The sequence below is a fragment of the Tardiphaga sp. genome (genome assembly GCF_044340795.1).
Classification (GTDB): domain Bacteria; phylum Pseudomonadota; class Alphaproteobacteria; order Rhizobiales; family Xanthobacteraceae; genus Tardiphaga.
In genome coordinates, this window is the sequence record NZ_JBIISY010000067.1 from 1 (window position 1) to 22,049 (window position 22,049).

At 62.2% G+C, this 22,049-nt stretch carries 20 protein-coding genes; 18 read left to right on the forward strand and 2 right to left on the reverse strand.

Annotation, left to right across the window (positions count from 1 at the left end):
- The 3 genes from ACIQ17_RS13235 to ACIQ17_RS13245 all read left to right on the forward strand — a co-directional run.
- Positions 1-334: ATP-binding cassette domain-containing protein (locus tag ACIQ17_RS13235; protein ID WP_398469261.1), on the forward strand; the 334-nt coding region annotated here is incomplete at its 5' end.
- The gene (locus tag ACIQ17_RS13240; RefSeq protein WP_398469263.1) at positions 327-1,055 is read left to right on the forward strand and encodes an ABC transporter ATP-binding protein; all 729 of its coding nucleotides are present in this window, start codon (positions 327-329) and stop codon (positions 1,053-1,055) included. The genes ACIQ17_RS13235 and ACIQ17_RS13240, both read left to right, overlap by 8 nt.
- 30 nt (positions 1,056-1,085) lie before the next feature.
- On the forward strand, positions 1,086-2,075 hold the full coding sequence (locus ACIQ17_RS13245) for an acetamidase/formamidase family protein (protein ID WP_398469265.1): 990 nt from the start codon (positions 1,086-1,088) through the stop codon (positions 2,073-2,075).
- A gap of 26 nt (positions 2,076-2,101) precedes the next feature.
- Here the strand turns inward: ACIQ17_RS13245 and ACIQ17_RS13250 are convergent, their stop codons facing one another.
- Positions 2,102-2,569, reverse strand: a complete 468-nt coding sequence (locus ACIQ17_RS13250; RefSeq protein ID WP_398469267.1) for a MarR family winged helix-turn-helix transcriptional regulator — start codon at positions 2,567-2,569, stop codon at positions 2,102-2,104.
- A 171-nt stretch (positions 2,570-2,740) separates the two neighbouring features.
- Here ACIQ17_RS13250 and ACIQ17_RS13255 point away from each other — a divergent pair, with 171 nt between their 5' ends.
- The 7 genes from ACIQ17_RS13255 to ACIQ17_RS13285 all read left to right on the forward strand — a co-directional run bounded on the left by ACIQ17_RS13255 (position 2,741) and on the right by ACIQ17_RS13285 (position 10,182).
- Positions 2,741-3,910, forward strand: coding sequence for a substrate-binding domain-containing protein (locus tag ACIQ17_RS13255; RefSeq protein WP_398469269.1), 1,170 nt, complete (start codon positions 2,741-2,743; stop codon positions 3,908-3,910).
- A 164-nt stretch (positions 3,911-4,074) separates the two neighbouring features.
- Positions 4,075-5,589: an amidase gene (locus tag ACIQ17_RS13260; RefSeq protein WP_398469271.1), complete on the forward strand. Its 1,515-nt coding sequence runs from the start codon at positions 4,075-4,077 to the stop codon at positions 5,587-5,589.
- 35 nt (positions 5,590-5,624) lie between these two features.
- Positions 5,625-6,482 carry a branched-chain amino acid ABC transporter permease gene (locus ACIQ17_RS13265; protein ID WP_398469273.1) on the forward strand — a complete coding sequence of 286 codons (858 nt, stop codon included), beginning with the start codon at positions 5,625-5,627 and terminating at the stop codon, positions 6,480-6,482.
- A gap of 3 nt (positions 6,483-6,485) precedes the next feature.
- Positions 6,486-7,706: a substrate-binding protein gene (locus ACIQ17_RS13270; protein WP_398469275.1), complete on the forward strand. Its 1,221-nt coding sequence runs from the start codon at positions 6,486-6,488 to the stop codon at positions 7,704-7,706.
- A gap of 10 nt (positions 7,707-7,716) precedes the next feature.
- Entirely contained in the window at positions 7,717-8,751 is a 1,035-nt protein-coding gene (locus ACIQ17_RS13275) for a branched-chain amino acid ABC transporter permease (RefSeq protein ID WP_398469277.1), read from the forward strand.
- 2 nt (positions 8,752-8,753) lie between these two features.
- Positions 8,754-9,488 carry an ABC transporter ATP-binding protein gene (locus ACIQ17_RS13280; protein WP_398469279.1) on the forward strand — a complete coding sequence of 245 codons (735 nt, stop codon included), beginning with the start codon at positions 8,754-8,756 and terminating at the stop codon, positions 9,486-9,488.
- On the forward strand, positions 9,439-10,182 hold the full coding sequence (locus ACIQ17_RS13285) for an ABC transporter ATP-binding protein (RefSeq protein WP_398469281.1): 744 nt from the start codon (positions 9,439-9,441) through the stop codon (positions 10,180-10,182). Before ACIQ17_RS13280 ends, ACIQ17_RS13285 begins: the two co-directional genes overlap by 50 nt.
- Before the next feature lie 546 nt (positions 10,183-10,728).
- Here the strand turns inward: ACIQ17_RS13285 and ACIQ17_RS13290 are convergent.
- Positions 10,729-11,706: a LysR substrate-binding domain-containing protein gene (locus ACIQ17_RS13290; protein WP_398469283.1), complete on the reverse strand. Its 978-nt coding sequence runs from the start codon at positions 11,704-11,706 to the stop codon at positions 10,729-10,731.
- 135 nt (positions 11,707-11,841) lie between these two features.
- Here ACIQ17_RS13290 and ACIQ17_RS13295 point away from each other — a divergent pair, with 135 nt between their 5' ends.
- Genes ACIQ17_RS13295 through ACIQ17_RS13330 form a run of 8 tightly spaced genes read left to right on the forward strand, consistent with a single transcriptional unit; the run spans position 11,842 to position 22,047 of the window.
- A complete protein-coding gene (locus ACIQ17_RS13295; protein ID WP_398469285.1) occupies positions 11,842-13,293 on the forward strand; it encodes an aldehyde dehydrogenase family protein in 1,452 nt (483 codons plus the stop codon).
- Positions 13,294-13,325: 32 nt separating this feature from the next.
- Entirely contained in the window at positions 13,326-15,116 is a 1,791-nt protein-coding gene (locus tag ACIQ17_RS13300; protein ID WP_398469287.1) for a thiamine pyrophosphate-binding protein, read from the forward strand.
- Positions 15,117-15,152: 36 nt separating this feature from the next.
- Positions 15,153-16,388, forward strand: a complete 1,236-nt coding sequence (locus ACIQ17_RS13305; RefSeq protein ID WP_398469289.1) for an ABC transporter substrate-binding protein — start codon at positions 15,153-15,155, stop codon at positions 16,386-16,388.
- A gap of 44 nt (positions 16,389-16,432) precedes the next feature.
- Complete coding sequence (locus ACIQ17_RS13310) at positions 16,433-17,302, forward strand: branched-chain amino acid ABC transporter permease (RefSeq protein WP_398469291.1); 870 nt, start codon at positions 16,433-16,435, stop codon at positions 17,300-17,302.
- A complete protein-coding gene (locus ACIQ17_RS13315) occupies positions 17,299-19,866 on the forward strand; it encodes an ATP-binding cassette domain-containing protein (protein ID WP_398469293.1) in 2,568 nt (855 codons plus the stop codon). Before ACIQ17_RS13310 ends, ACIQ17_RS13315 begins: the two co-directional genes overlap by 4 nt.
- Entirely contained in the window at positions 19,866-20,696 is an 831-nt protein-coding gene (locus ACIQ17_RS13320) for a sugar phosphate isomerase/epimerase family protein (RefSeq protein WP_398469295.1), read from the forward strand. Before ACIQ17_RS13315 ends, ACIQ17_RS13320 begins: the two co-directional genes overlap by 1 nt.
- Positions 20,693-21,607, forward strand: coding sequence for an NAD-dependent epimerase/dehydratase family protein (locus ACIQ17_RS13325; RefSeq protein WP_398469297.1), 915 nt, complete (start codon positions 20,693-20,695; stop codon positions 21,605-21,607). Before ACIQ17_RS13320 ends, ACIQ17_RS13325 begins: the two co-directional genes overlap by 4 nt.
- A gap of 11 nt (positions 21,608-21,618) precedes the next feature.
- Positions 21,619-22,047: a cupin domain-containing protein gene (locus ACIQ17_RS13330; RefSeq protein WP_398469300.1), complete on the forward strand. Its 429-nt coding sequence runs from the start codon at positions 21,619-21,621 to the stop codon at positions 22,045-22,047.
- Positions 22,048-22,049: the final 2 nt, after the last annotated feature.

Below are 22,049 nucleotides of genomic sequence, written 5' to 3' on the forward strand. Positions count from 1 at the left end.
CGCGGCCCAGCATGCCGGCAATCTCAGTCACGGCCAGAAACAGTGGCTGGAGATCGGCATGGCGATCAGCCTGAAGCCAAAATTGCTGCTGCTGGACGAACCCACGGCAGGCATGTCGCCGGCCGAGACCCATGCCACCGGCGAGATCGTCAAGACGCTGAATGCCGATGGCGTCACCGTGCTCGCGGTCGAGCACGATATGAGTTTCGTCCGTCAGGTCGCGCGGCGGGTCACGGTGCTGCATCTCGGCAAGATCTTTGCGCAGGGCACGATTGACGAGATCGTCGCCGACGAGCGTGTCGCCGAAATCTATCTGGGGCATGGTCATGGTTGACACCGCGACGCGCAAGGAAGTCCTGCTGTCGGCGCTGAAGCTGCGCTCGGGCTATGGCGGCAAGCCGGTGCTGCAGGGCATCGACATGGATGTCCGGGAAGGCGAGATCGTCGCCGTGATCGGCCGCAACGGTGTCGGCAAATCGACGCTGATAAAGACCCTGATCGGGTTGCTGCCGCCGACCGAAGGCCATGTCGTGTTCAAGGGCGAGGACGTCAGCGCCATGGTCGCGCATCGCCGCGCCCGGCTCGGCATCGGTTATGTGCCACAGGGCCGCGACGTGTTTCCGCGCATGAGCGTCGAGGAAAATCTCAAGGTCGGCGAGAGCATCGCCGGCAAGGCGCGCGCCGATGATTATGCGCGGGTCTATGCGACATTCCCGATCCTGGCTGAGCGGCGCCGGCAACCGGCGGGCACCATGTCGGGCGGCCAGCAGCAGCAGCTCGCCATCGGTCGGGTGATGATTTCCAATCCGTCGCTGATCCTCCTCGATGAGCCGTCGGAGGGCATCCAGCCTTCCATCGTGCAGGACATCGCGCGCACCATCGTCGATCTCAACAAGCGCACGAATGTCACGGTGATCGTGGTGGAGCAGAATATCGAGATGATCCGCGCCATGGCGCAGCGCTGCTACGTCATGGACAAGGGGCGCATCGTCGCCGCACTGACACCGCAAGATCTCGATGATCGCGACGTCGTTCGCCGTCATCTCGCCGTCTAGCCTGCAATCGACCAGAAGGAGGAAATGACCATGTCATGGCTCGAAAATTCCATCATGACCCGTCGCGGGGTCGCCAAGGGAAAGCCCGGGAAATCCCATGCCATCACCGAGGAAAGCCAGGGCAAGTATCACTATGTCTACGGCCCCTATGCGAAGCCGGTGCTGACCGTCGATCCCGGCGCGGTGATCTCGGCCGAAACGCATGATGCCTTTGAAGGCAAGATCAAGCATGAGACCGACAAGCCCAGCGAGATCCTCAATTTCCCCTATCTCAATCCCCAGAACGGCCCGATCTATGTGAACGGCGCCGAGAAGGGCGATGTGCTCGCGGTCTATATCAAGTCGATCGTGCCGCGCGGTCCGCAGCCGGTGGGCACCACCTGCCTGATCACTGAATTCGGCGGTCTAGTTGCGACTGGTGATACGGCGCTGCTCAATCCGCCGCTGCCGGAGAAGGTGAAGAAGCTCGAAGTCACCGTGGAGGGCGGTGTCAAATGGAGCGACAAGATCACGCTGCCTTATGATCCGTTCATCGGGACCATTGGCGTGTCACCGGAGATCGAGGCGATCTCCTCGCTGCAGCCGGATTACTATGGCGGCAACATGGATCTCCCCGACGTTGGCGTCGGCGCCGTCATCTATCTGCCGGTGAATACGCCGGGCGCGCTGCTTTATCTCGGCGATTGCCATGCCTGCCAGGGCGATGGCGAGCTCTGCGGTGTCGCGCTGGAACATCCGACGGTGACGACGGTGCAGGTCGATCTGATCAAGAACTGGTCGTTCAAATGGCCGCGGCTGGAGACCGACAAGTTCATCATGACCATCGGTTCTGCGCGGCCGATGGAGGATGCGTCGCGCATCGCCTATCGGGAGTTGATCCGCTGGATGGCGGCCGATTACGGCTTCGACGAGACCGAAGCCTATATGCTGCTCACCCAATGCGGCCGGGTCCGCCTCGGCAACATGGTCGATCCCAAATACACGCTGGGGGCATCGATCCTGAAGACGTATCTCGCCTGACAACGGTCGGCTGCGATCGGGAAAGCTTAGTTCGCTTTCTCGATCAGGCTTTCCAGCAACCGCTTCAAGTCTGCGGTGGCCTTGTTGCCATAGTTTTCGGCGATATGGGCTTCCTGGCTCAGTGCCAGCGAGTTGAGGCGCTGGGTCAGCGTCTTGCCACGATCGGAGATGAACATCAGCACCTTGCGGCGATCGTCGGGATCCTGCACGCGATAGACGAGGGCATCAGACACCATCCGGTCGACCATCTTGGTGAGGGTCGGATGGTTGAGCAAGACGGCTTCGGCGAGGTCGCCCATCGAATGGCCCTGGCCGTCCGACAGGATCTTGAGGATGCGCCATTGCTCGACCGGCACGCCTTCTTTCTTGAAGCGTGCGTCAAGCTGGCGATTGATCTCGCGATTGGCCTGCGCCAGCAGATAAGCGAGATGCTCGGTGATCGGCGTAGCGGGCGACTTGGTAGAGGGCGACTTGGCAGACGGAGTCTTGGCCACGGGTCCGTGCTCGGTTGGAAAAAGGGGCGAATATTGAGCGGCGTTGCCCGAACTCTATGCATGGGAATTGTTGAAGTTTCAATATTTTCCGTTAGGATATTTTCTTTGTGTCATTTTACCTCCCGCGACGCCGACAACGACAAGAACTGATCATGCCGAAAGGAGAGCCGTATGCTCTCATCTGTGCAGACCGGACTGACAGCTCCTTCGCCTGCGTGGCTGTTCAGGGGCGTGGGCGGCAGCGGCGACGACGATCTGTATGATCGCGCGGATGGCTTCCTGCGCCGGCGCAATGCGAGCAAGTTGCGCGTCGTCAATTTCATCGGTCTAACCGGGCCTGCCGGCATCTGGGGGCTCGCCGGCACCAACAGCATGCTGCTGGCGGCATCCGAGATCAATCGCCGCGGCGGCATCCTGGGACGCGAGATCGAGCCGGTGTTCTATGATGCCGGCGGCAATATCGAGGACATTGCGGAAACCGCGCGAGACATCATCGCGCGCGACGAAGCCGATATCATTGTGGGGTCGCATATCAGCGCCGTGCGCGTCGCGCTGCGCAAGGCGATCGGTGGCCGTGTCCCCTATATTTACACTCCCGTTTATGAAGGCGGCGAGCGAACGCCGGGGGTGATGGCCATCGGCGAGACACCGCGCGATCAGTCCAGGCCTGCCATCCAGTGGCTCGCGGAACGCAAGAAGGCGCAGCGCTGGTACCTGATCGGCAGCGACTATGTCTGGCCGTGGCTCGCCCACAAGGCCACCAAGAAATATATCGCCGAGGCCGGCGGGCAGGTGGTCGGCGAGGAATTCGTGGCGATGGGCGAGCATGATCATTCGGCCGCCATTGATCGCATTCGGGATGCGCGGCCCGATGTCGTCGTGATTTCGCTGATCGGCACCGACAGTATCGTATTCAATCGTGCTTTCGCCGAGCACGGTTTGGCAGCGAAGATGCTGCGCCTCGCCGGTGCGATGGACGAGACGCTGCTGCTCGGAATCGGTGCCAACAATTCCGAGAATCTCTATTGCTCGTCGGGCTACTTCATCGAGCGCGGTTCGGCGGCGAACGACATCTTTCGCGGGCAGTACGAGGCGATGTTCGGGCGGTGCTCGCCGTCTCCGGGGTCCGTGGCGCAGTCGAATTATGAGGGACTGCGTTTTCTTGAAGCGGTGGCCGCGAAGGCCGGCAGTGTCGGCGTCAGGCCGCTGCTGCAGGCCGCATCGCGCAGCAGCTATCGCGGCGCGCGGGGCGAGGTGGTGATGAAAGCCGGTCGCGCCAAGATGCCGATCTATCTCGCTGAAGCCGATGGCCTCGACTTCAGGCTGATCGAGACGTTCTGACGACGCGTCGGCATTTCCAATAGCTGAGTCAAAAATAATACTTGAAAAAGAAAATATTTCCGTTTCCTATGATCCGCGTGGAGCGACATTGTTGTCGCTCATGGCGATGCGCTCGCGGTTTCGCGCGCGTTTGCCGGACATCGTGAAGATCAGGAGACCTCGTCGTGGCAGTTGCGCTTCCCACCCCCGATCAGATTCTCGCCGTCGCCGACCAGTGCGGACTTGCGCTGTCAGACGATGACATCACCTCGTTCCGCGCGCTGATGCAGCCGTCGGTCGATGCCTATAACGCCGTGGCAGCGATGCCGGATGAGGTGCCGGAGGTGAAGTATCCGCGCACGCCGGGCTTCCAGCCCTCGCCGCACGAGAACAAGCACAATGCCTGGTACCGCAAGTCGGTGGTGAAGGGAGCGTCCAGCGGCAAGCTGAAAGGCAAGACCGTCGCGCTGAAGGACAACATCATGCTGGCCGGTGTGCCGATGATGAACGGCTCCTCCACGCTGGAAGGTTACGTGCCGGACTTCGACGCCACCATCGTCACGCGCATGCTCGATGCCGGCGCAGAGATCCTCGGCAAGGTGCATTGCGAGCACTTTTGCATGTCGGGTGGTAGCCATACCAACTCCACCGGGCCTGTGCACAATCCGCACAAGATGGGCTATTCCGCAGGCGGTTCGTCATCGGGTAGCGCGGTCGTGGTGGCGCTCGGCGAAGCCGACATGGCGATCGGCGGTGACCAGGGCGGCTCGATCCGCATGCCGTCGTCCTTCAGCGGCACCTATGGCATGAAGCCGACCTGGGGGCTCGTGCCCTATACGGGGATCATGCCGATCGAGATCTATGTCGATCACACCGGGCCAATGACGGCGAATGTGGCCGACAATGCCCTGCTGCTCGAGGTTCTGGCCGGCGATGACGGCTATGACCCGCGCATCAAGGCCCCTGTAGTGCAGGACTACACGAAGGCGCTCGGCGGCGGTGTGCGTGGCATGAAGATCGCCATCGTCAAGGAAGGGTTCGAGCAGGCGGGCGCCGAGACCGCCGTGAACGAGAGCGTCCGCGAGGCCGCGAAACGTCTCGCCAGCCTTGGCGCCGAGGTCGAGGAAATCTCGATCCCGATGCATCTGACCGCGGCCTCCGTGTGGATGCCGATCGGTACCGAGGGCATGACCCAGACGATGATGTATGGCGACGGCTATGGGCTTAGCCGCGCCGATCTCTATGCCACCTCGCTGATGGACGCCCATCGCGGTTGGCGCGGGCAGGCGGACTCGCTGTCCGAGACGACCAAGCTGCTGTTGTTGTTCGGAACCCACATCAACAACACCTTCGGATCGCGCTTCTATGGCAAGGCCCTCAATATCTCGCGCCGGGTGACGGCTGCCTATGACCGGGCATTGGCCAAATACGACCTGCTGCTGATGCCGACCACCCCGATGAAGGCCACCAAACTGCCGGAGCCGGGCGCGCCGCGTGAGGAGATCATCGGCCGCGCTTTCGAGATGATCACCAACACATCGCCCTTCGACATCACGCATCATCCGGCCATGTCGCTGCCTTGCGGCATGGTGGATGGCCTGCCGGTGGGCCTGATGCTGGTGGGCAAGCACTTTGACGAGATGACGATCTACCGCGCCGCCCATGCGTTCGAGCAGGCCGGCGACTGGAAAACCATGTGAGGCCGATGTGCGGAACACGATCCCGGTGATCGCGCATGGATAGTCTGGTGATGGCGATCTTCGAGATCGCCAGTTTCGGGGCGATCGTGGTGCTGGTGGTGCTCGGTCTCGGCATCATCGCCAGCATGATGGGCATCTTCAATTTCGCGCAGGGTGAATTCGTCCTGCTCGGCGCCTACGTCACCTATGTCGTCCATGCGGCCGGTGCGCCGGTCTGGCTCGGCATGCTGGCGGCGCCGTTTGTGGTCGGTGCTCTGGGCTTCGTGCTCGAGCGGCTGATCGTCCGGCGCTTCTATGCGGCGCCGATCGTGGCCATGCTCGGCACTTATGCGCTGGGCCTGATCATCCGCGAGATCGTGCGCGGCCTGATCGGCGGGCTCTATCTGTCGGTGCCGGAGCCGATCGGTGGATCGGTGACCATCGGCAACATGCATTTCTCGGCCTGGCGGTTGGTGATCATCGTCATTACCGCGCTGGTGATGCTCGGCAGCTATGTGCTGCTCGCCCGCACGGCGTTCGGTCTGCGTATCCGGGCGTCGCTGGAAAATCCGTCACTGGCGCGCGCCTCGGGCATCTCGACCAGCGCGATCTATGGCGCAACCTTCGCCTTTGGGGCGGCGCTGGCGGGGCTTGCAGGCGCGCTGATCGTGCCGGTGTTCACGCTGTTCGCGGATCTCGGCCTCCGCTTCCTGATCCAGGGCTTTGTCGCCGTGATGGTGGGGGGGATCGGCTCCTTCGCCGGTCCGGTGGCCGGTGCTGGCGTCATCGGCACGCTGAGCGCGGCGCTGCCATGGATCATCTCGCCGGTCATCGCCGACGTCGCGGTGTTCGTGCTTGCCATCATCTTCATCAAGTTCCGGCCGCAGGGCCTCGTATCGGGAAAAGGGGTGTAATCCATGTCGCGCGACCACAGCCAGTTCACACGTCGCCGCTTTCTCGGCAATTTCGCCTTTGCCTCGACGGCCATCGCCACTGGCGTGGGAAGCTGGGTCATACCCGCGGACTGGGCCAATGCGGCGGCGGGGCCGATCAAGGTCGGGATCGGCACCGACCTGACCGGACCGATGGGCTATGCGGGCAACGCCGATGCCAATGTCGCGAAGATGGTGGTCAAGCAGATCAACGACGCTGGTGGCCTGCTGGGGCGTCCGCTCGAACTCTATATCGAGGATACCGCGTCAAACGAATCCGTCGCTGTCGGCAATGTCCGGAAACTGATCCAGCGCGAGAAGGTCGATCTGGTGCTCGGGGGCATCACCTCGTCGATGCGCAATGCCATCAAGGACGTCATCGTGTCCCGCGGCAAGACGCTCTACATCTATCCGCAACTCTATGAGGGCAAGGAATGCACGCCCTATCTGTTCTGCACGGGGCCGACGCCGGCGCAGCAATGTGACGAGTTCATTCCATGGCTGATCAAGAATGGCGGCAAGCGCTTCGCGCTGCCGAGTGCCAATTACGTCTGGCCGCGCACGCTGAACGCTTATGCCCGCAAGGTGATCGAGACCAATGGGGGCGAGGTGGTGTTCGAGGAATACTACCCGCTCGACCAGATCGATTTCTCGTCGACCGTGAACCGCGTCATCTCCAACAAGGTCGATGTGGTTTTCAACACCATCATCCCGCCGGGCGTCGGCCCGTTCTTCAAGCAGTTATCGGACGCGGGATTCCTCAAGAATGGCGGTCGGCTCGCTTGTGTCTATTACGACGAGAATACGCTGAGCATCAATCAGCCCGCGGAAATCGAAGGGCTGGCGAGCTGTCTCGATTACTTCAAGGCGCTGACGCCGGAGCAGCCGTTCAGCGCCAAGCTGCAGGAGACTTACGAGAAGCAGTATCCCGGCAATTTCCTGTTTGCAGCGGGCAGCGCGGCCACCGGCACCTATCGCGGCCTGAAACTGTGGGAAGCCGCGGTGAAGGAGGCCGGCAGTGTCGAGCGTGATGCGGTGGCGAAGGCGCTCGACCATGCCAAGATCGCCGAAGGACCGGGCGGGCCGGCGGAGATGGTGCCCGGCAAGCGCCATTGCAAGATGAACATGTATACGGCGGTCGCCAAGGGCGGGAAATACGACATCGTCGCGCGCAGCGCCGGTCTGGTCGATCCGAAAGAATGCTGACATCCCAACGATGACCGAGATCACACATTCCTCCGCACCACTAACGACACGCCAGCAAGGCGCGTCACGACGATGGGCCGTGCTGCCGATCCTGGAAGTCGCGTTGCTGGCGACGGGCCTCGTTCTGCCCTGGTTGCTGCAGGACTATCTCACCGTCTATGCCACGCGTGTGCTGATCCTCTGCCTGTTCGCCTTGTCCTTCGATCTCGTCTGGGGCTATGCGGGCATCATGAGTTTCGGGCAGGCGGCCTTCTTCGGTTCGGCTGGCTATGGCGTGGCATTGCTGGCGCGCGATCTCGGTATCGTTTCGATGTTCCTTGTGCTCCCGGCGGGGATCCTGATCGGCTTCGCCTTCGCGCTCCTGCTGGGCGGCTTCCTGCTGCTCGGACGGCATCCGGCCAGTGTCATCTTCGTGGCGCTCGGCACGCTGACGGGCTCCTATGCCTGCGATCGTCTGGCGCGGGGATGGTACTATCTCGGCGGCCAGAACGGCATTCCATCGATCCCGCCGATGACGGTGGGGAGCTATGATCTCACCGAGGGCATGGCCTTCTACTATGTCGCGCTCGGTTTCCTCATCGCCGTCTATCTGCTCTGCCGTTTCCTGATGCGCTCGCAATTCGGCCTCGCGCTGGCGGGGCTGCGCGAGAACGAGCAGCGCATCGCCTTTTTCGGCTACAAGGTGCAGCATCTCAAGGCGATCATCTTCTCACTGGCCGGCGCCATCGCCGGGCTTGCCGGCAGCCTCTATGCGTTCCACGAAGGCTTCGTCTGGCCGAACATGCTGGGCGTCGTGATCTCGACCCAGGTGGTGCTCTATGTGCTGTTCGGCGGCTCCGGCACGCTGATCGGGGCGGTGATCGGGACGATCGTCATCGAGGCGATCAGTTTCTGGCTCTCCAACAGCTATCAGGATATCTGGCCGATCATTCTTGGCGTGCTGCTGCTGCTCGTGATCCTGTTCCGTCCTGCGGGGCTTGTCAGCCTTGTCGTCTCGCAGCGCGAACGTGTCGGTACGTTCGGCCGACCGCCGGGGAGGGGCTGACCATGGCGCTGCTCGAGGCACAAGGTCTGGTCAAGGTCTTTGGCAAGCTCACCGCACTCAACGACGCCGCGCTTACGGTCGGCGAGAACGAGTTTCACGGCCTGATCGGTCCCAACGGGTCCGGCAAGAGCACGCTGATGAAATGCATCGCCGGTGCCGAGACGCCGACCAGAGGCATCGTTTCGTTCGGTGGCCACGACATCACGCAAGCCACGCCGGCCGAGCGCGCCCGCGCCGGCATGAGCCTGAAATTTCAGATCACCAGCGTGCTTCCGGCGCTGACGCTATATGACAATGTCCTGCTGGCGTTGCAGGCGCAGACGTCGTTGCTGACGCTGGCCTTGTCGCGCACGCGTGGTGTGCTGCATGACAAGGTGATGGGGATGTTGGAGCAGTTCCGGCTTGCTGACCGCGCCTATGAACCGGCGGCTGCGCTGTCGCATGGCCAGCAGCAATGGCTCGAGATCGCGATGGCGCTGGCGCCCGAGCCGAAGCTGCTGCTGCTGGATGAGCCGACCGGCGGCATGAGCATTGAGGAGCGCCGGGTCACCGGCGAGCTGCTGCAGCCGATCAAGGCCAGCTGCTCGCTCGTGATCGTCGAACACGATCTCGATTTTATCCGCGACATCTGTGATCGGCTGACGGTGCTTGATCAGGGACAGATCCTGCAGACGGGATCGGTCCAGCATGTCCAGTCCTGCCCTCGCGTTCAGGAGGTCTATCTCCGCCGTGCCTGACGACAAATTCCTCGACATTCAAAATCTCGACGCCGGCTATGGCCGCAGCCAGGTTCTGTTCGGCGTGAATCTGAGCGTGCCATGGCGTGGCGGCGTCGCCATTCTCGGCCGCAACGGCGCCGGCAAGACGACGCTGATGAAGGCCATCGTCGGCGAACTGCCGGTGCTGTCGGGGGCGATCCAGCTCGACGGGCGCGGCATCGGAACCCTGCCGACCGAGCAACGCATTCGCCATGGCATCGGCTATGTGCCGCAGGAGCATTCGGTCTTCGCGAAACTGTCGGTGCGCGACAATCTTGCCGTTGGCGCCCTCACAAATCGCGACAGCGGCGCCGTCGATCGCGTTCTGGAGATTTTTCCGAAGCTCGGCCAGCGCCTCGACCAGTTCGCCGGTACGCTGTCCGGCGGTGAGCGCAAGATGCTGGCGATCGGCCGCGCCATGTTGTCCAATCCGAAGATCCTGTTACTGGACGAGCCAACCGAGGGCGTCTGGATCGGTGTCATCGAGGAGATCACCGAGCGCTTGCTGGCCCTGTCGAAGGACATTGCGGTGGTGATCGTGGAGCAGCATCTCGATCTGGCGCTGCGCATCGCGACGCAGGCCTATGTGCTCGACCGGGGCACCGTCGCCATGGCCGGAAGCGCAGCCGCGATCCGCGACGATGCACGGCTGTTCCAGTTTCTGGCGCCTTAGCGATGTGCCTTGATCGGTTCGGTTAACACAAACAACGCAGGCCGATACAGTCGTCGGTTTTTGGCACAAGCGGACATCGTATGGTCGTGCCAAAGGCCGTTCAGGTGCTCTAATACGTGACTGTTATATCGAAAGTCTCACGCCTTAGGAGAGTTGGCTTCGCAAGGACGGGTCGTGGTATTTGCGCCGGAGTAGCGTGCAGGGGCGATCGGACGGACCAACTCCGCGTTCAATCTCGCATTGGCCTTACGCGGACTGCTGGAAGTGCCCTTGCACAGAATGACGCATTGTCTTCGGTACTCCGGGACAGCCTCTGGCATCGGGGCGCATCTCAAACAGCCTCCATGGGGCAATAGCAGGGGATGCTGCCCTTAACGCCTTTTGTCGATTCGATCGAGCAGACTGGTTTGCGGATTACCGCGAAGGGCCCGCAGGATTTGCGAAAGCGAATGGATCGCGGGCTCCCCACGTGGGCCGATGTGGTGTCACAGATTGGTCTGCGGATCAAATGACGTGACGCACTCGGTGAGCGAGCGTGTCACCGGTTCACTCCGCAGCCGTTTGCAGCAGGTCACGGCCCTCGTTCGGTTCGACAAGCACGACACCCTGCCATTCGCCGGTCAGAACGAGCGTTCGTGCGGTGTCCTGCAATTCGACGGCGACGGCCGACGCCGCCGGCGATAGCAATGTCTTGGCGATCGAATAAACGTAATTGCGGCGTGCGATTTTCGCGTCGGCGATGCTGAGCGCCCGCCAATGCTTGCCGCGCTCGCCTTCATGACGGAGTGCGGACATCGGTTTGATCGTCACGCCCATGCCGTCATAGACGCAATTCATCAGCAGCGTCAGCGAGTCGATCTCGGCTACCACATGCGGTGTCAGATCGCGGCGCTCGAATTCGGCAACGACGCGGCGGCGCAGACCATGCGTGCTGGTGGGGAGTATAAGCGGAAGCCTGGCGACCTCAGCGACCGTGATGGTGCTTTGTTTGGCGGGGACGAGTTTGCTGTCTCGCGGCAGCAGGACGAACAGTTCTTCATCGAGCAGCGGCGTTGCATCGAGCTTGGTGGAGACGTCATTGGTGAAGAGGATCGCGAGATCGAGCTGGCCGAGCCGCATCATCTGCGCGATGTGTCCGCTCATGCCTTCGACGACGTTGAGCAGGATGCCGGGGTATTTTTCGTGGATGCGCCGCATCAGCGGCAGGCCGAGCGCGACCAGCGTCGTGGATGGCAGTCCGAGCGAAACCATGCCGCGGACTTCGCCGGCTTCCTGGCGGGCGATCGAAAGTGCCTGATCAAGCTGGCGCAGCATGAAGCGTGCGTGGTGATACAGCGCAAGGCCGTTGTCGGTCGGCGTCACGCCTTTTGCCGAACGATGCAGCAGCGGCTTGCCGACCTCGTCCTCCAGCTTGGCGAGTTGCTGGCTCAGCGCCGGCTGCGCGACGAACAGGCAGCGTGATGCCTTCGACAGGCTGCCGCTTTCGACGATCTGGGCGAAATAGCGCAACTGGCGCAGATCCATTGATCGCATCCCGACATTTGGAAGAGGGTGGGTATATCGTGTCCTTATAGCACCCAATCCAAATCAGTATTTTCGCTTATGTCAATTCAGTTCTAATTCGCACGAGAACTTAGAAATTCTCGGGAGTAGGACGCGATGGCGGGTGTTTCGGCCCAGCAACGTTCAGCGGATTTGCCGACCTGTCGGCTGCTTATCGGCGGTCAGTGGGGTGGGGGAGCGAAAACTGCGCCGGTGATGGACAAGTTCCGTCTTGAGCCGTGCATGTTGGCGCAACTGCCGTCGCGGCAGCAAATCGCTGATTGTGTGGCTGCGGCCGATGCGGCCTTCCAGGCCAGCCGGCTGACGCCCCATGAAAGGGGCGCCATACTCGACCGCACGGCCGCCTTGATCGAGAAACGCGCCGCGGAACTTGCCGATATTCTTTGCAAGGAAGCTGGTTTCCCACTCCGCGATGCGATGGGGGAGGCGCAACGCACCGCCAATACGTTCAGGCTGTCGGCCGAAGAAGCGCGAAACTTTCGCGGGCACACCGTTCCGATCGAGGGCGCAGCCGGGCAAGCGGGCCGTCTTGGCTTCACGCTGCGCGTTCCGCTCGGCGTCATCTGCGCCATTACTCCGTTCAACGCGCCACTGAATACGGTCGCCCACAAGGTCGGTCCCGCACTGGCTGCCGGCAATGCGTTGGTGCTCAAGCCGTCGCTGCATACTCCGATGTCGTCCTGCATCATGGCGGAGTGCCTGCTGGAAGCTGGTTTGCCTGCGGGATTGATGTCGGTCGTGCATGGCGATGCCGAGGTCGCGACATGGCTGCTCGAAGAGCCGCTTGTTCGGTTCTATGCGTTCACCGGCAGCACCGAAGTTGGCCGCGCTATTCAGGCTGCAGCCGGGCTTCGTCGTACTCAGATGGAGCTTGGATCGATTGCCCATTGCATCATTTGCGACGATGCCGATCTGGAGGTAGCGCTGCCCAAGGTGATCAACGCCAGCTACCGCAAAGCCGGGCAGGTGTGCACCTCGATCCAGATGCTGCTCGTGCAGCGACCGCTGCTGGCACAGGTCATCGATCGGCTGGTGCCGATGACCAAGGCGCTGCCTTATGGCGATCCCGCGGACGAGAACGTCGTGGTCGGTCCGGTCATCAGCGAGGCCTCGGCGAAACGGATCGAATCCTGGATCGCTCATGCGGTTGAGCGTGGAGCGCGGCTGCTGGTGAGCGGAGAACGCAGAGGAGCGGTGATGCCACCCGCTCTGCTGACCGATGTCAGTCCCAGCACGCCGCTCGGTTGTCAGGAAGTGTTTGGTCCGGTGCTGTGCATCGCGCCTTTTGATGCGATCGATGAGGCGATCACGCGCGTGAATGCGACGCCTTATGGCCTCGCAACTGGCATCTTCACCAAGCGCATCGATGTTGCACTGCAGGCTGCGCAGAAGCTGCAGGTCGGCGGCGTTCACATCAACGAGACGCCGAGTTCGCGCGTCGATGTGATGCCGTATGGCGGCTCCAAAGACAGTGGCTTCGGGCGCGAAGGTCCGCATTACGCTATCCGCGAGATGAGCGAAGAACGTATGATCACCATTCTGGCCTGACGGCCTGTGATCAAAAAGAACTGGAGTGAGACATGGCTAAAATGAAGGGCGGCGAGGTCATCGCCGAATATCTCGTCAAGCAGAAGGTGCCCTTCGTTTTCGGGATCTGCGGGCATGGCAATGTCGGCATTCTCGACGCGCTGCATGCCGTGCGCGACAAGGTGAAACTGGTGTCGCCGCGCCACGAACAATGCGCGGGGCATATGGCGGACGCCTATTTCCGTGTGAAGCATCAGCCGGTGGCGACGCTGACGTCTACCGGCCCGGGTTCGGCCAATATGGTGATGTCGCTGGCGACGGCGCTATCGGACTCCTCGACCTTCATGGCGATCACCGCGAACGTGCCGACATCGCAGGCCAATCGTGCGCCGTTCCAGGAGCTCTATGCGCATAACCAGGCGGATTTTGCGCAGGTGCTGCGCCCCGTCGTGAAGCGCTCGTTCCAGCCGAGTCGGGTCGATATGCTGCCGCTGGCGCTGCGTCAGGGGTTTGACACCATGGTTACCGGCCGTCCAGGCCCCGTCAATCTCGACATTCCCTATAACGTCTTCCAGGAAGAGGATGACGTCGAGCTGCCGGCGCTGTCGCATGTGCACGGCAAGCATCGTCCGAGCGCAAGCGACAACGATGTTACAGCCGCGCTCGATCTCCTGGCGAAAGCCAAGCGTCCGGTGTTCTTCATCGGCCACGGCACGACGCTTGCGGAAGCCGGCCCCGAGATCACCGAGCTGCAGCAGAAACTCGGCATTCCCGTCATCACTTCGCCGAACGGCATGGGCTGCGTGCCGGCAGACGATCCGCTCACGCTTGGTTTCATTGGGCGGAACGGTGCCTATCCCGCCAATCAGGCCGGCCGGTTTTCGGATCTCGTGATCTGCATCGGCACGCGTTTTGACGATCGTTCGTCGTCGAGCTGGCATGCCGGCTATTCTTGGAATTTCCCCACCACCAAGCTGCTGCAGGTCGATATCGATCCGGCGGAGCTCGGCCGCAATTATCCGCCGACCCTCGGCATTATCGCCGATGCCAAGGTATTTGCGGCGCAGCTGCTCGCTGGCCTCGGCAAGCGCAAGGAAATCGCGCGGGAGAATTTCGGCGACTGGCGCGAGGAAGTCGCCGGTTGGGTGGCCGAATGGGAAAAGTTCATCCGTCCGGCTTTCTCGTCGGTGACGACACCGATCCGGCCGGAATATGTGGTTGGCGCGCTGCTGGACGTGCTGCCCGATGATGTGATCCTGTCCCTCGACTCCGGTGTGCATCACAACTGGTTCATGCAGTTCTGGAAGCCAAAGCGCACCCAGAGCATGCTCAACAGCTGGGGCTATTCGTCGATGGGCTTCGGCGTGTGCGGTGTGCTCGGCGCACAGCTTGCCGCGCCGGATCGTCCTTGCGTCGCGGTGGTTGGAGATGGCGGTTTCATGATGGCCCCTTATGTGGTCGCCACCGCCGTCGAATATGATCTGCCCTGCATCTGGATCGTCTGGAACAACTTTGCCTGGGGCGCGATCCGCGATCTGCAATACGGCCTGTTCGAGGGCCGTGAACTGGGCACCGCTTTCTACAAGGGCAATCAAGGCCCGGGCGGCGATCGCTACAATCCGGACTTCGCGGCATGGGCCCGCGCCTGCGGTGCTGACGGCGTGACCGTCACTCGTAGCGAGGATCTGCGCGGCGCTGTCGAGACTGCCATCAAAAACCGTCGGCCATGCGTCATCGATCTGCATGTCGACTCAGAAGTGCGGCCGCCATCGACCGGTACGTGGGAGTTGCCTCCCATTCCCTACAAGGAACCGATCTTCGGCAAACCGCACCGTACGACCTGATACCAACGACACAAAACAAACCGGGAGGAGACAATGATGAAAAAAGTGAGTTCGGAACGGCGCGCCCTGATCGGCGCGTTCGCGGGTGCAGTCGCACTGTCCACATTCGGCCTCGGAGCCGCGCAGGCGCAGTCCAACGAGCCGATCCGTATTGGCTTGATCTATTCGAAGCAGGGACCGGGTGCCGCCATCGGCCAGTATCTGCAGCGCGGCAGCGAACTCGCTGTCGAGCAGGCCGGCCGCAAGGTGCTAGGTCGCCCGATCGAACTGATCTGGCTGGACGAGCCCAATCCGCAGGTGTCGCAGCAGAACATGCAACGACTGGTCGATGAGAACAAGGTCGTCGCCGTTGTCGGCGGCAACTACTCGTCGTCCGCGCTCGCCATGATGAGCGTCGCCAATCGCGAGAAAATTCCGCTAATCCTCACCGGCGCTGCCGCCAGCGAGATCACCGGCAAGAATTGCAGTCGTTATACGTTCCGTACCCAGGCCACTGTGCCCGTGCAGATGGAAGGCCTGATGCCGTACATCTCGCAGATCGGCAAAAAGGTTTATTTCATCACAGCGTCCTACGCGTTCGGCCAGGATATCCTGCGCTCCTCGCGCGCTCTCCTGAAAAAGGTTGGCGCGACTGAAGTCGGCGTCGATGAAGTACCCATCAACACTGCGGATTACAGCTCCTACGTTCTCAAGATCCGTCAGGCAAAGCCGGATGTCGTGGTCGGCGGTCTCGTCGGCGGTGACTTCTCGAACTTCCTGAAGCAGTGGAACGAAATGGGGATGAAAGACAAGATCCCCTATGGCGCCATCGCCGTCACCGACACCGACTTCTGGGATGTCGGCGCGCAGGCCTCCACCGGCATCTATGTGAAGCCTTGGTACTATAACAATCCGAAGAATACCGAGGCCGAGAAGAAGATGATCGCGGACTTCCAGAAGAAGTATAACGAACCGCCGTCGGACAAGACCTGGTCGGGCTGGACTGGCATGCGTGCGCTACTGGAGTCGATCGAAGCCGCCAAGTCCACGGATTCGAACGCGATCGTGACCGCGCTTGAGAAGTGGAAGAACACGGAAGAAGCGTTCCCGTTCTATTTCCGCGAATGGGATCACCAGTTGGTGCGTCCGGCCGTGATCGTTGGCGTCAAGAAGCAGATCACCGACAAGTGGGACTACTTCGACGTGCTGAAGAACACCTCCGCGACGGCTGAAGAGACCGAGAAGGCCTTCGGCACCAAGGAAGAAGTCGGTTGCAACATGCCGGCTCTCTGAGCCGACACGTCGCTTCTCGTGCAGCATCCGAACGGGTGGAAAACATGCTTGATACCCTCGTCTCACAGGCGGCCAATGGGCTTGTCCTTGGCTTTATCTATGTTCTGATTGCCGTGGGGCTTTCCATCACGTTCGGATTGCTCGGCGTCATCAACTTCGCGCATGGCGCGTTCTTCGCGCTGGGTGCCTATTTCGCATGGCAGCTGTTCCAGCTGTTTGGCTGGCCAGCTGTGATCTTCGCACCGATCCTGGTCGGCCTTGTCGGCATGCTGGTGGAGGTGACGCTAATCCGTCGCCTGTATGGCAAGGAGCCGTTGCTCAGTCTGATCGTGACGTTTGCGCTCGCGCTGCTGATCGAAGCCTTGATCCGTTATATCTGGGGCGCGGACGGCAAGCCCTTCAACCCGCCGCCATTCACCACCGGCATTGTCGAGCTCGGGCCGTTGCTGATCACCAAGTATCGCGTTGCCGTGCTCGGCGCGACGATCGCGACTCTGCTCGGTCTGTGGGCGTTCCTTGCCTGGACGCCCTATGGCCGCGTGCTGCGCGCCGGCAGCCGCGATCCGGAAATGGTTGAACTGCTCGGCATCAATCTGCCGCGCGTGCTCACCGCCGTGTTCGGCCTCGGCTGTGCATTGGCTGCCATCGGTGGCGTGCTCGCTGCGCCGCTGTGGACGGTGTCGCCGTCCATGGCCGCAAATGCCGTCATGCCGGCTTTTGTGGTCGTGGCCATCGGCGGTCTCGGCTCGTTGAGCGGGGCTGTCGTCGCCGGCCTCGCGGTTGGCATCGTCACCTCGCTGACCATTCAGTTCTGGCCCGAAGCCGCTGCGGCTTCGATGTACGCCCTCATGTTTGCAATCATGCTGATCCGGCCCCGCGGTCTGTTCGGCGAGCGCTGGGAGCGCTTCGAATGACAACCAATCGTTCCGTTCTTCGTCGGCTCAGCGAGCATCCCATCGCCATCATGACGGCGGTGTTCGTTGCCGCGACAGGTATTGCCATGATCACCGGCATGCCGATCCATCGCATCACGCAAATTGCCGTATACACGCTCTATGCGGGCGGCGTGAACTTCCTGATCGGCTATCTCGGCCTGGTGCCGTTCGGTGCATCCTTTTTCTTCGGCTGCGCCAGCTATGCGCTGGCCATCGGCAGTGCATCGCTCGGCGGCAACGAAATCACCGGCATCGTGCTCGCCGCACTGTTCTCACTGCTGCTGGCGCTGATTGTCGGTGCCATCATCCTGCGGCGCCGCGGCCTGTATTTCTCGCTGCTGACGCTGGCGTGCTCGCAGATCGCCTTCGAAATCGCGTTCAAATGGACGGCGGTGACGGGCGGTGAAAACGGCCTGCAGAATGTCGAGCGTCCGCTGTTTGCGCATGCGATGCCGTTCCACATCTTCTCGCTCGTTATCGTGCTGGGAACGAGCTGGGCACTGTGGCGTCTCGTTCACGCGCCGTTCGGCCGCGTGATGCAGGCGATCCGCGACAACGAACAGCGCGTGTCGAGCCTCGGCTTCGACACTTATCGCACCAAGCTGATCGCTCTGGTCGTGGCGGGCGGCGCCATCGGTATCGGCGGCGGTTTGATGTCGCTGCTGCTGCAGGGCGTCTATGCCAACAATCTGAGCTGGCAGCATGCGGGCGATCCGGTGCTGATGGCAGCGCTCGGCGGCGTGCACCACTTCCTCGGCCCGCTCTGGGGCGCGATCATCTTCATCACGCTGGAAGATCGCCTCAGTGCCTTTACCGAAAACTGGTGGCTGTTCTTCGCGCCGATCATCATCGCCTTCGCGTTGCTGTCTCATGAAGGCGTGCAAGGCATCTTCCAGCGCATCATCGGTCGCAATCGCTGGACGCTGACGCGCGCGGAGATCCCGGCGCGTCCGGCTACCATCGCGCCGCTCGTTCCCGCGCATCCCGGCGCGCAGCAGGATTCGACGCCGATCCTGGTGATCCAGAACGTCTCGAAGCGCTTCGGTTCAATTGTTACGCAGGACAATGTCTCGCTTGAAGTCAGCCGCACCGGCCTGCACAGCCTGATCGGCCCCAATGGCGCCGGCAAGACCACGCTGTTCAACCTGCTCACCGGCGTGCACAAGATCGACAGCGGCAATATCCTGTTCGAAGGCAAGCCGATCCAGTCGCTCGCGCCGCACAAGCGCGCCCGCCTCGGCATGTCGCGTTCGTTCCAGATCCTCAGCGTGTTCCCGAACCTCACGGCGTTCGAGAATGTGCGTGTCGCGGTGCAGGCAGCGCAACGGCAATGGGGCGGCTACTGGCGCGATGCCTATGACGATGACGGGGCCAATGCCCGCGTCTGGTCGTTGCTCGATGCGGTCGGCGTTGCCGATCGCGCCGCCGAGAACTGCGCCAATCTCGCTCACGGCGAAAAGCGCCTGCTCGAAATCGCCATGTCGCTCGCCACCGACGCAAATCTGCTGCTGCTCGACGAGCCGCTGGCAGGCCTCGCCGAGTCCGATCGCAAGACCGTCGGCGAACTGATCCAGCGTCTGGCGAAATCCCATGCCGTGTTGCTGATCGAACACGATATCGATCGCGTGCTGTCGCTGTCGGATCGCATCACCGTGCTGCATCAGGGCCGCCTGATCGCCGATGGCAAACCTTCCGAAGTCGCCGGTCATCCTGAGGTGATCGCGGCCTATCTCGGCACCGCACATGGCAAGGCTCTGCCGCCGCCGCGTGCCGCCGAAGCCCGCGACATTCCGAAGATTGGTGCAGCCACGGCGCCGCTCCTCAAGGTCGAAGGCATTCGTGCCGGTTATGGCGGCTCCACAGTGCTCGATGGTCTGGACCTCACAGTGCAGCCCGGCGAAGTCGTGGCGCTGCTCGGCCGCAACGGCGTCGGCAAGACCACATCGCTCCGCGCCCTTACCGGCACGCTGCCGTTGGCTGCGGGGTCGATCACCTTCGACGGCAAGCAGATCGGCGGGCTGCGGCCGGATGAGATCAACCGTGCTGGCATCTCGCTGGTACCGGAAGGCCGTCGTCTGTTCCCGAACCTCACGGTGGAGGAAAATCTCAAGCTCGCGGCGCGCCGTGGCGGCGCCTCACAGGAAGAGATCTGCGACCTGTTCCCGAAGCTGCGCACCTTGATGCGCCAGCGCGCGGAAAACCTGTCGGGCGGCGAACGCCAGATGGTGGCCATCTCGCGCGCGCTGATGGTGCCGAGCCGGCTGATCCTGCTGGACGAGCCGTTCGAAGGTCTCGCACCGGCCGTGGTGCAGGAAGTGCGCGAAGCCGTCGCCAAGTTGACGAGCAAAGCGAGTCTGATCATCGTCGAACATCACGCCGAAAGCGTGCTGGCGATGGCGGATCGCGCTTATGTGCTGGTCAATGGCAAGGTGGCCTTCAGTGGCGATGCTGCAACCCTGGCTGCCGACGTCGCTCTACAGGAGCGCCTGCTCGGCATCACCAAGGCGGCGGATCTGCTGCCCGATGCAGTCAGGGCGGTGTAATGGCGCGCAATATCGGCATCAACACCTACGGCTATATCTGGTCGGTCCCGGCTGCCGCATGCGTGCGTCATCTCGGCAAGCTTGGTTATCGCCAGATCGAGTTCCTGTTGCAGCCGCCGCATCTGTCATTCGATGATTTTGGACCGGAGTTGCGGCGCGAATTGCGGGAGGCGCTGCAGGACATCGGCGCCGTCAAGACGGCGATCAACCTGCCGAGTCTTGATCACAATCTCGCCAGCCCGTTCGGGCGCGCGCGGGATGCGGCGGTGAAGATGTTCGAAGATACCATCGATCTCGCCGCCGATATTGGCGCGGAAACCGTGGTCGTGGTGCCAGGCCGCATGAGCCCGCTGTTTCCGCCAAGCATCGAGAATCGCGTGGGCTGGGTCGGCGATGGCGTGGCAAAACTGCTGCCGCGCGCCGAGGATCGCGGCGTCGCGCTTGCCGTCGAGAACGTACCGTTCGCGGCATTCCCGGACAAGGACGCGTTGGAACGTTTTGTGCGTAGCTTCACATCGCCGGCGATCGGTGTGTGCTACGACGCTGCCAACGCCCATTTCATCAAGGAAGATCCGGCCGCCGGCATCCGTCAGCTCGCCGATCTCCTGCGTGTTGTGCATCTGTCCGATACGGGCCAAGTGCATTGGCGGCACGATCCGATCGGCACCGGCACCGTGCCGTTTGCGGAAGTGGCGAGAGCCATGGATGCCATCGACTTCAAGGGAGCCTGCACATTGGAAATCATCGGGCCGGATCCTGATGCAGCGATCCTGAGCAGCCATCGCGCGCTCGAACCGCTCGGTTTCGTCAAGGCGGGAGCAGGCGCGTGAGCACGATTCTCATCACCGGCGCTGCCGGTCTGCTCGGCCGCCACGTCGTCCGCGATCTTCTCGCGCATGGTCATACGGTGCGCGGCCTCGATCGCCGACAGGCGCATGAAGACATCGAATGGCATGTGGGCGATGTGACATCGCCCGAGCTGGTCGCCAAAGCGGTCGCTGGCGCCGATGCCGTCATGCATATCGCGGCAATCCCGAACATATGGTCCGGCGATGGCCAGACCATCATGCGCGTCAATCTGCTCGGCACCTATACGGTGCTGGATGCCGCCGAAGCCGCGGGCGTCAAGCGGGTGATCTTCTGTTCCAGTGATTCCGTCGCGGGCTACACCGTGCGCGAAGGCAAGATGCTGGCGCCGCATTATGCGCCGCTTGATCTCGATCATCCGCTGCTAGCCACCGATCCCTATGCCATCAGCAAAGTGGCCGGCGAGGATCTCTCTCGTGCCTTCGCGCTGCGCGGCATGTCGGTGGTGGCGATGCGCACCGTGTTCGTCGCCTATCCCGATATGGCCGGCGAGATCATCGCCCGCGCCAAGGACCCCGATAACTATCGCGGGCGCATGGTCGGCGGCCCGTCATCAGCTGGCGGCGGTCCCCTCTATCACCACATCGATCCCCGCGATCTTGCCCGTGCCTTCCGCCTCGCTTTCGAGCTGAAGATGGCGCCGGGCGAATTCGAGCGCTTTTATCTGTCGGCACAGGTCACCCTGTCGCCGGAGCCGACCCTCGATCGGCTGAAGCGCCTGCATGGCGGCAGCGTCGCGGTTCGCGATCCCGACGCCTATAGCAAGCAGCCATTCGCGCCGCTTTACGATCTCACCCATGCCGCGAACCGGCTCGGCTTCGTCGCAGAATATGACCAGCGGCATCTGCTTGCCGGTCTGCCCGGTTTTTCTTGAGGAGTATGTCCATGACTTTCGTGTCCCCCGAACCCAATGCTTTCGCCGATGCCGGCACTGCCGAGAAGAAATATGCGGTCACCCGCAATCTCGGCGAACTGCTGTGGATCGAATATCCCGGTCATTTCAACCATGCCCTCTCCAAGGCCATCGTGACGCCCGAGGTCACCGGCAGCCGGTTCTTCGATCACCGCATTTCGACCTATGCGCCCGGCGCCTATGTGGAGAGCCACTCGCACAAGGTCCAGGAGCAGATCTACCACGTGCTCGCCGGCGAGGGCATTCTCGTGGTTGACGGCGAGCGTCGTCTGGTGCGCGCCAACGACGTCACCTTCATCCCGCCCGGCGTGGTGCATGAATTCCACTGCACGGGGACCGAGCGGCTGACCTTCCTTGTCATCACCTCGCCGCCGACCGACGACGAGCCACAGCCGCGCTGAGG

What these genes read in the sequence shown, in the direction of transcription:
- ACIQ17_RS13240 (WP_398469263.1), top strand. Translation starts at nt 327, where the DNA reads ATGGTTGACACCGCGACGCGCAAGGAAGTCCTGCTGTCGGCGCTGAAG.
- ACIQ17_RS13245 (WP_398469265.1), top strand. Translation starts at nt 1,086, where the DNA reads ATGTCATGGCTCGAAAATTCCATCATGACCCGTCGCGGGGTCGCCAAG.
- ACIQ17_RS13255 (WP_398469269.1), top strand. Translation starts at nt 2,741, where the DNA reads ATGCTCTCATCTGTGCAGACCGGACTGACAGCTCCTTCGCCTGCGTGG.
- ACIQ17_RS13265 (WP_398469273.1), top strand. Translation starts at nt 5,625, where the DNA reads ATGGATAGTCTGGTGATGGCGATCTTCGAGATCGCCAGTTTCGGGGCG.
- ACIQ17_RS13270 (WP_398469275.1), top strand. Translation starts at nt 6,486, where the DNA reads ATGTCGCGCGACCACAGCCAGTTCACACGTCGCCGCTTTCTCGGCAAT.
- ACIQ17_RS13275 (WP_398469277.1), top strand. Translation starts at nt 7,717, where the DNA reads ATGACCGAGATCACACATTCCTCCGCACCACTAACGACACGCCAGCAA.
- ACIQ17_RS13280 (WP_398469279.1), top strand. Translation starts at nt 8,754, where the DNA reads ATGGCGCTGCTCGAGGCACAAGGTCTGGTCAAGGTCTTTGGCAAGCTC.
- ACIQ17_RS13285 (WP_398469281.1), top strand. Translation starts at nt 9,439, where the DNA reads ATGTCCAGTCCTGCCCTCGCGTTCAGGAGGTCTATCTCCGCCGTGCCT.
- ACIQ17_RS13290 (WP_398469283.1), bottom strand. Translation starts at nt 11,706, where the DNA reads ATGGATCTGCGCCAGTTGCGCTATTTCGCCCAGATCGTCGAAAGCGGC.
- ACIQ17_RS13295 (WP_398469285.1), top strand. Translation starts at nt 11,842, where the DNA reads ATGGCGGGTGTTTCGGCCCAGCAACGTTCAGCGGATTTGCCGACCTGT.
- ACIQ17_RS13300 (WP_398469287.1), top strand. Translation starts at nt 13,326, where the DNA reads ATGGCTAAAATGAAGGGCGGCGAGGTCATCGCCGAATATCTCGTCAAG.
- ACIQ17_RS13305 (WP_398469289.1), top strand. Translation starts at nt 15,153, where the DNA reads ATGAAAAAAGTGAGTTCGGAACGGCGCGCCCTGATCGGCGCGTTCGCG.
- ACIQ17_RS13310 (WP_398469291.1), top strand. Translation starts at nt 16,433, where the DNA reads ATGCTTGATACCCTCGTCTCACAGGCGGCCAATGGGCTTGTCCTTGGC.
- ACIQ17_RS13315 (WP_398469293.1), top strand. Translation starts at nt 17,299, where the DNA reads ATGACAACCAATCGTTCCGTTCTTCGTCGGCTCAGCGAGCATCCCATC.
- ACIQ17_RS13320 (WP_398469295.1), top strand. Translation starts at nt 19,866, where the DNA reads ATGGCGCGCAATATCGGCATCAACACCTACGGCTATATCTGGTCGGTC.
- ACIQ17_RS13330 (WP_398469300.1), top strand. Translation starts at nt 21,619, where the DNA reads ATGACTTTCGTGTCCCCCGAACCCAATGCTTTCGCCGATGCCGGCACT.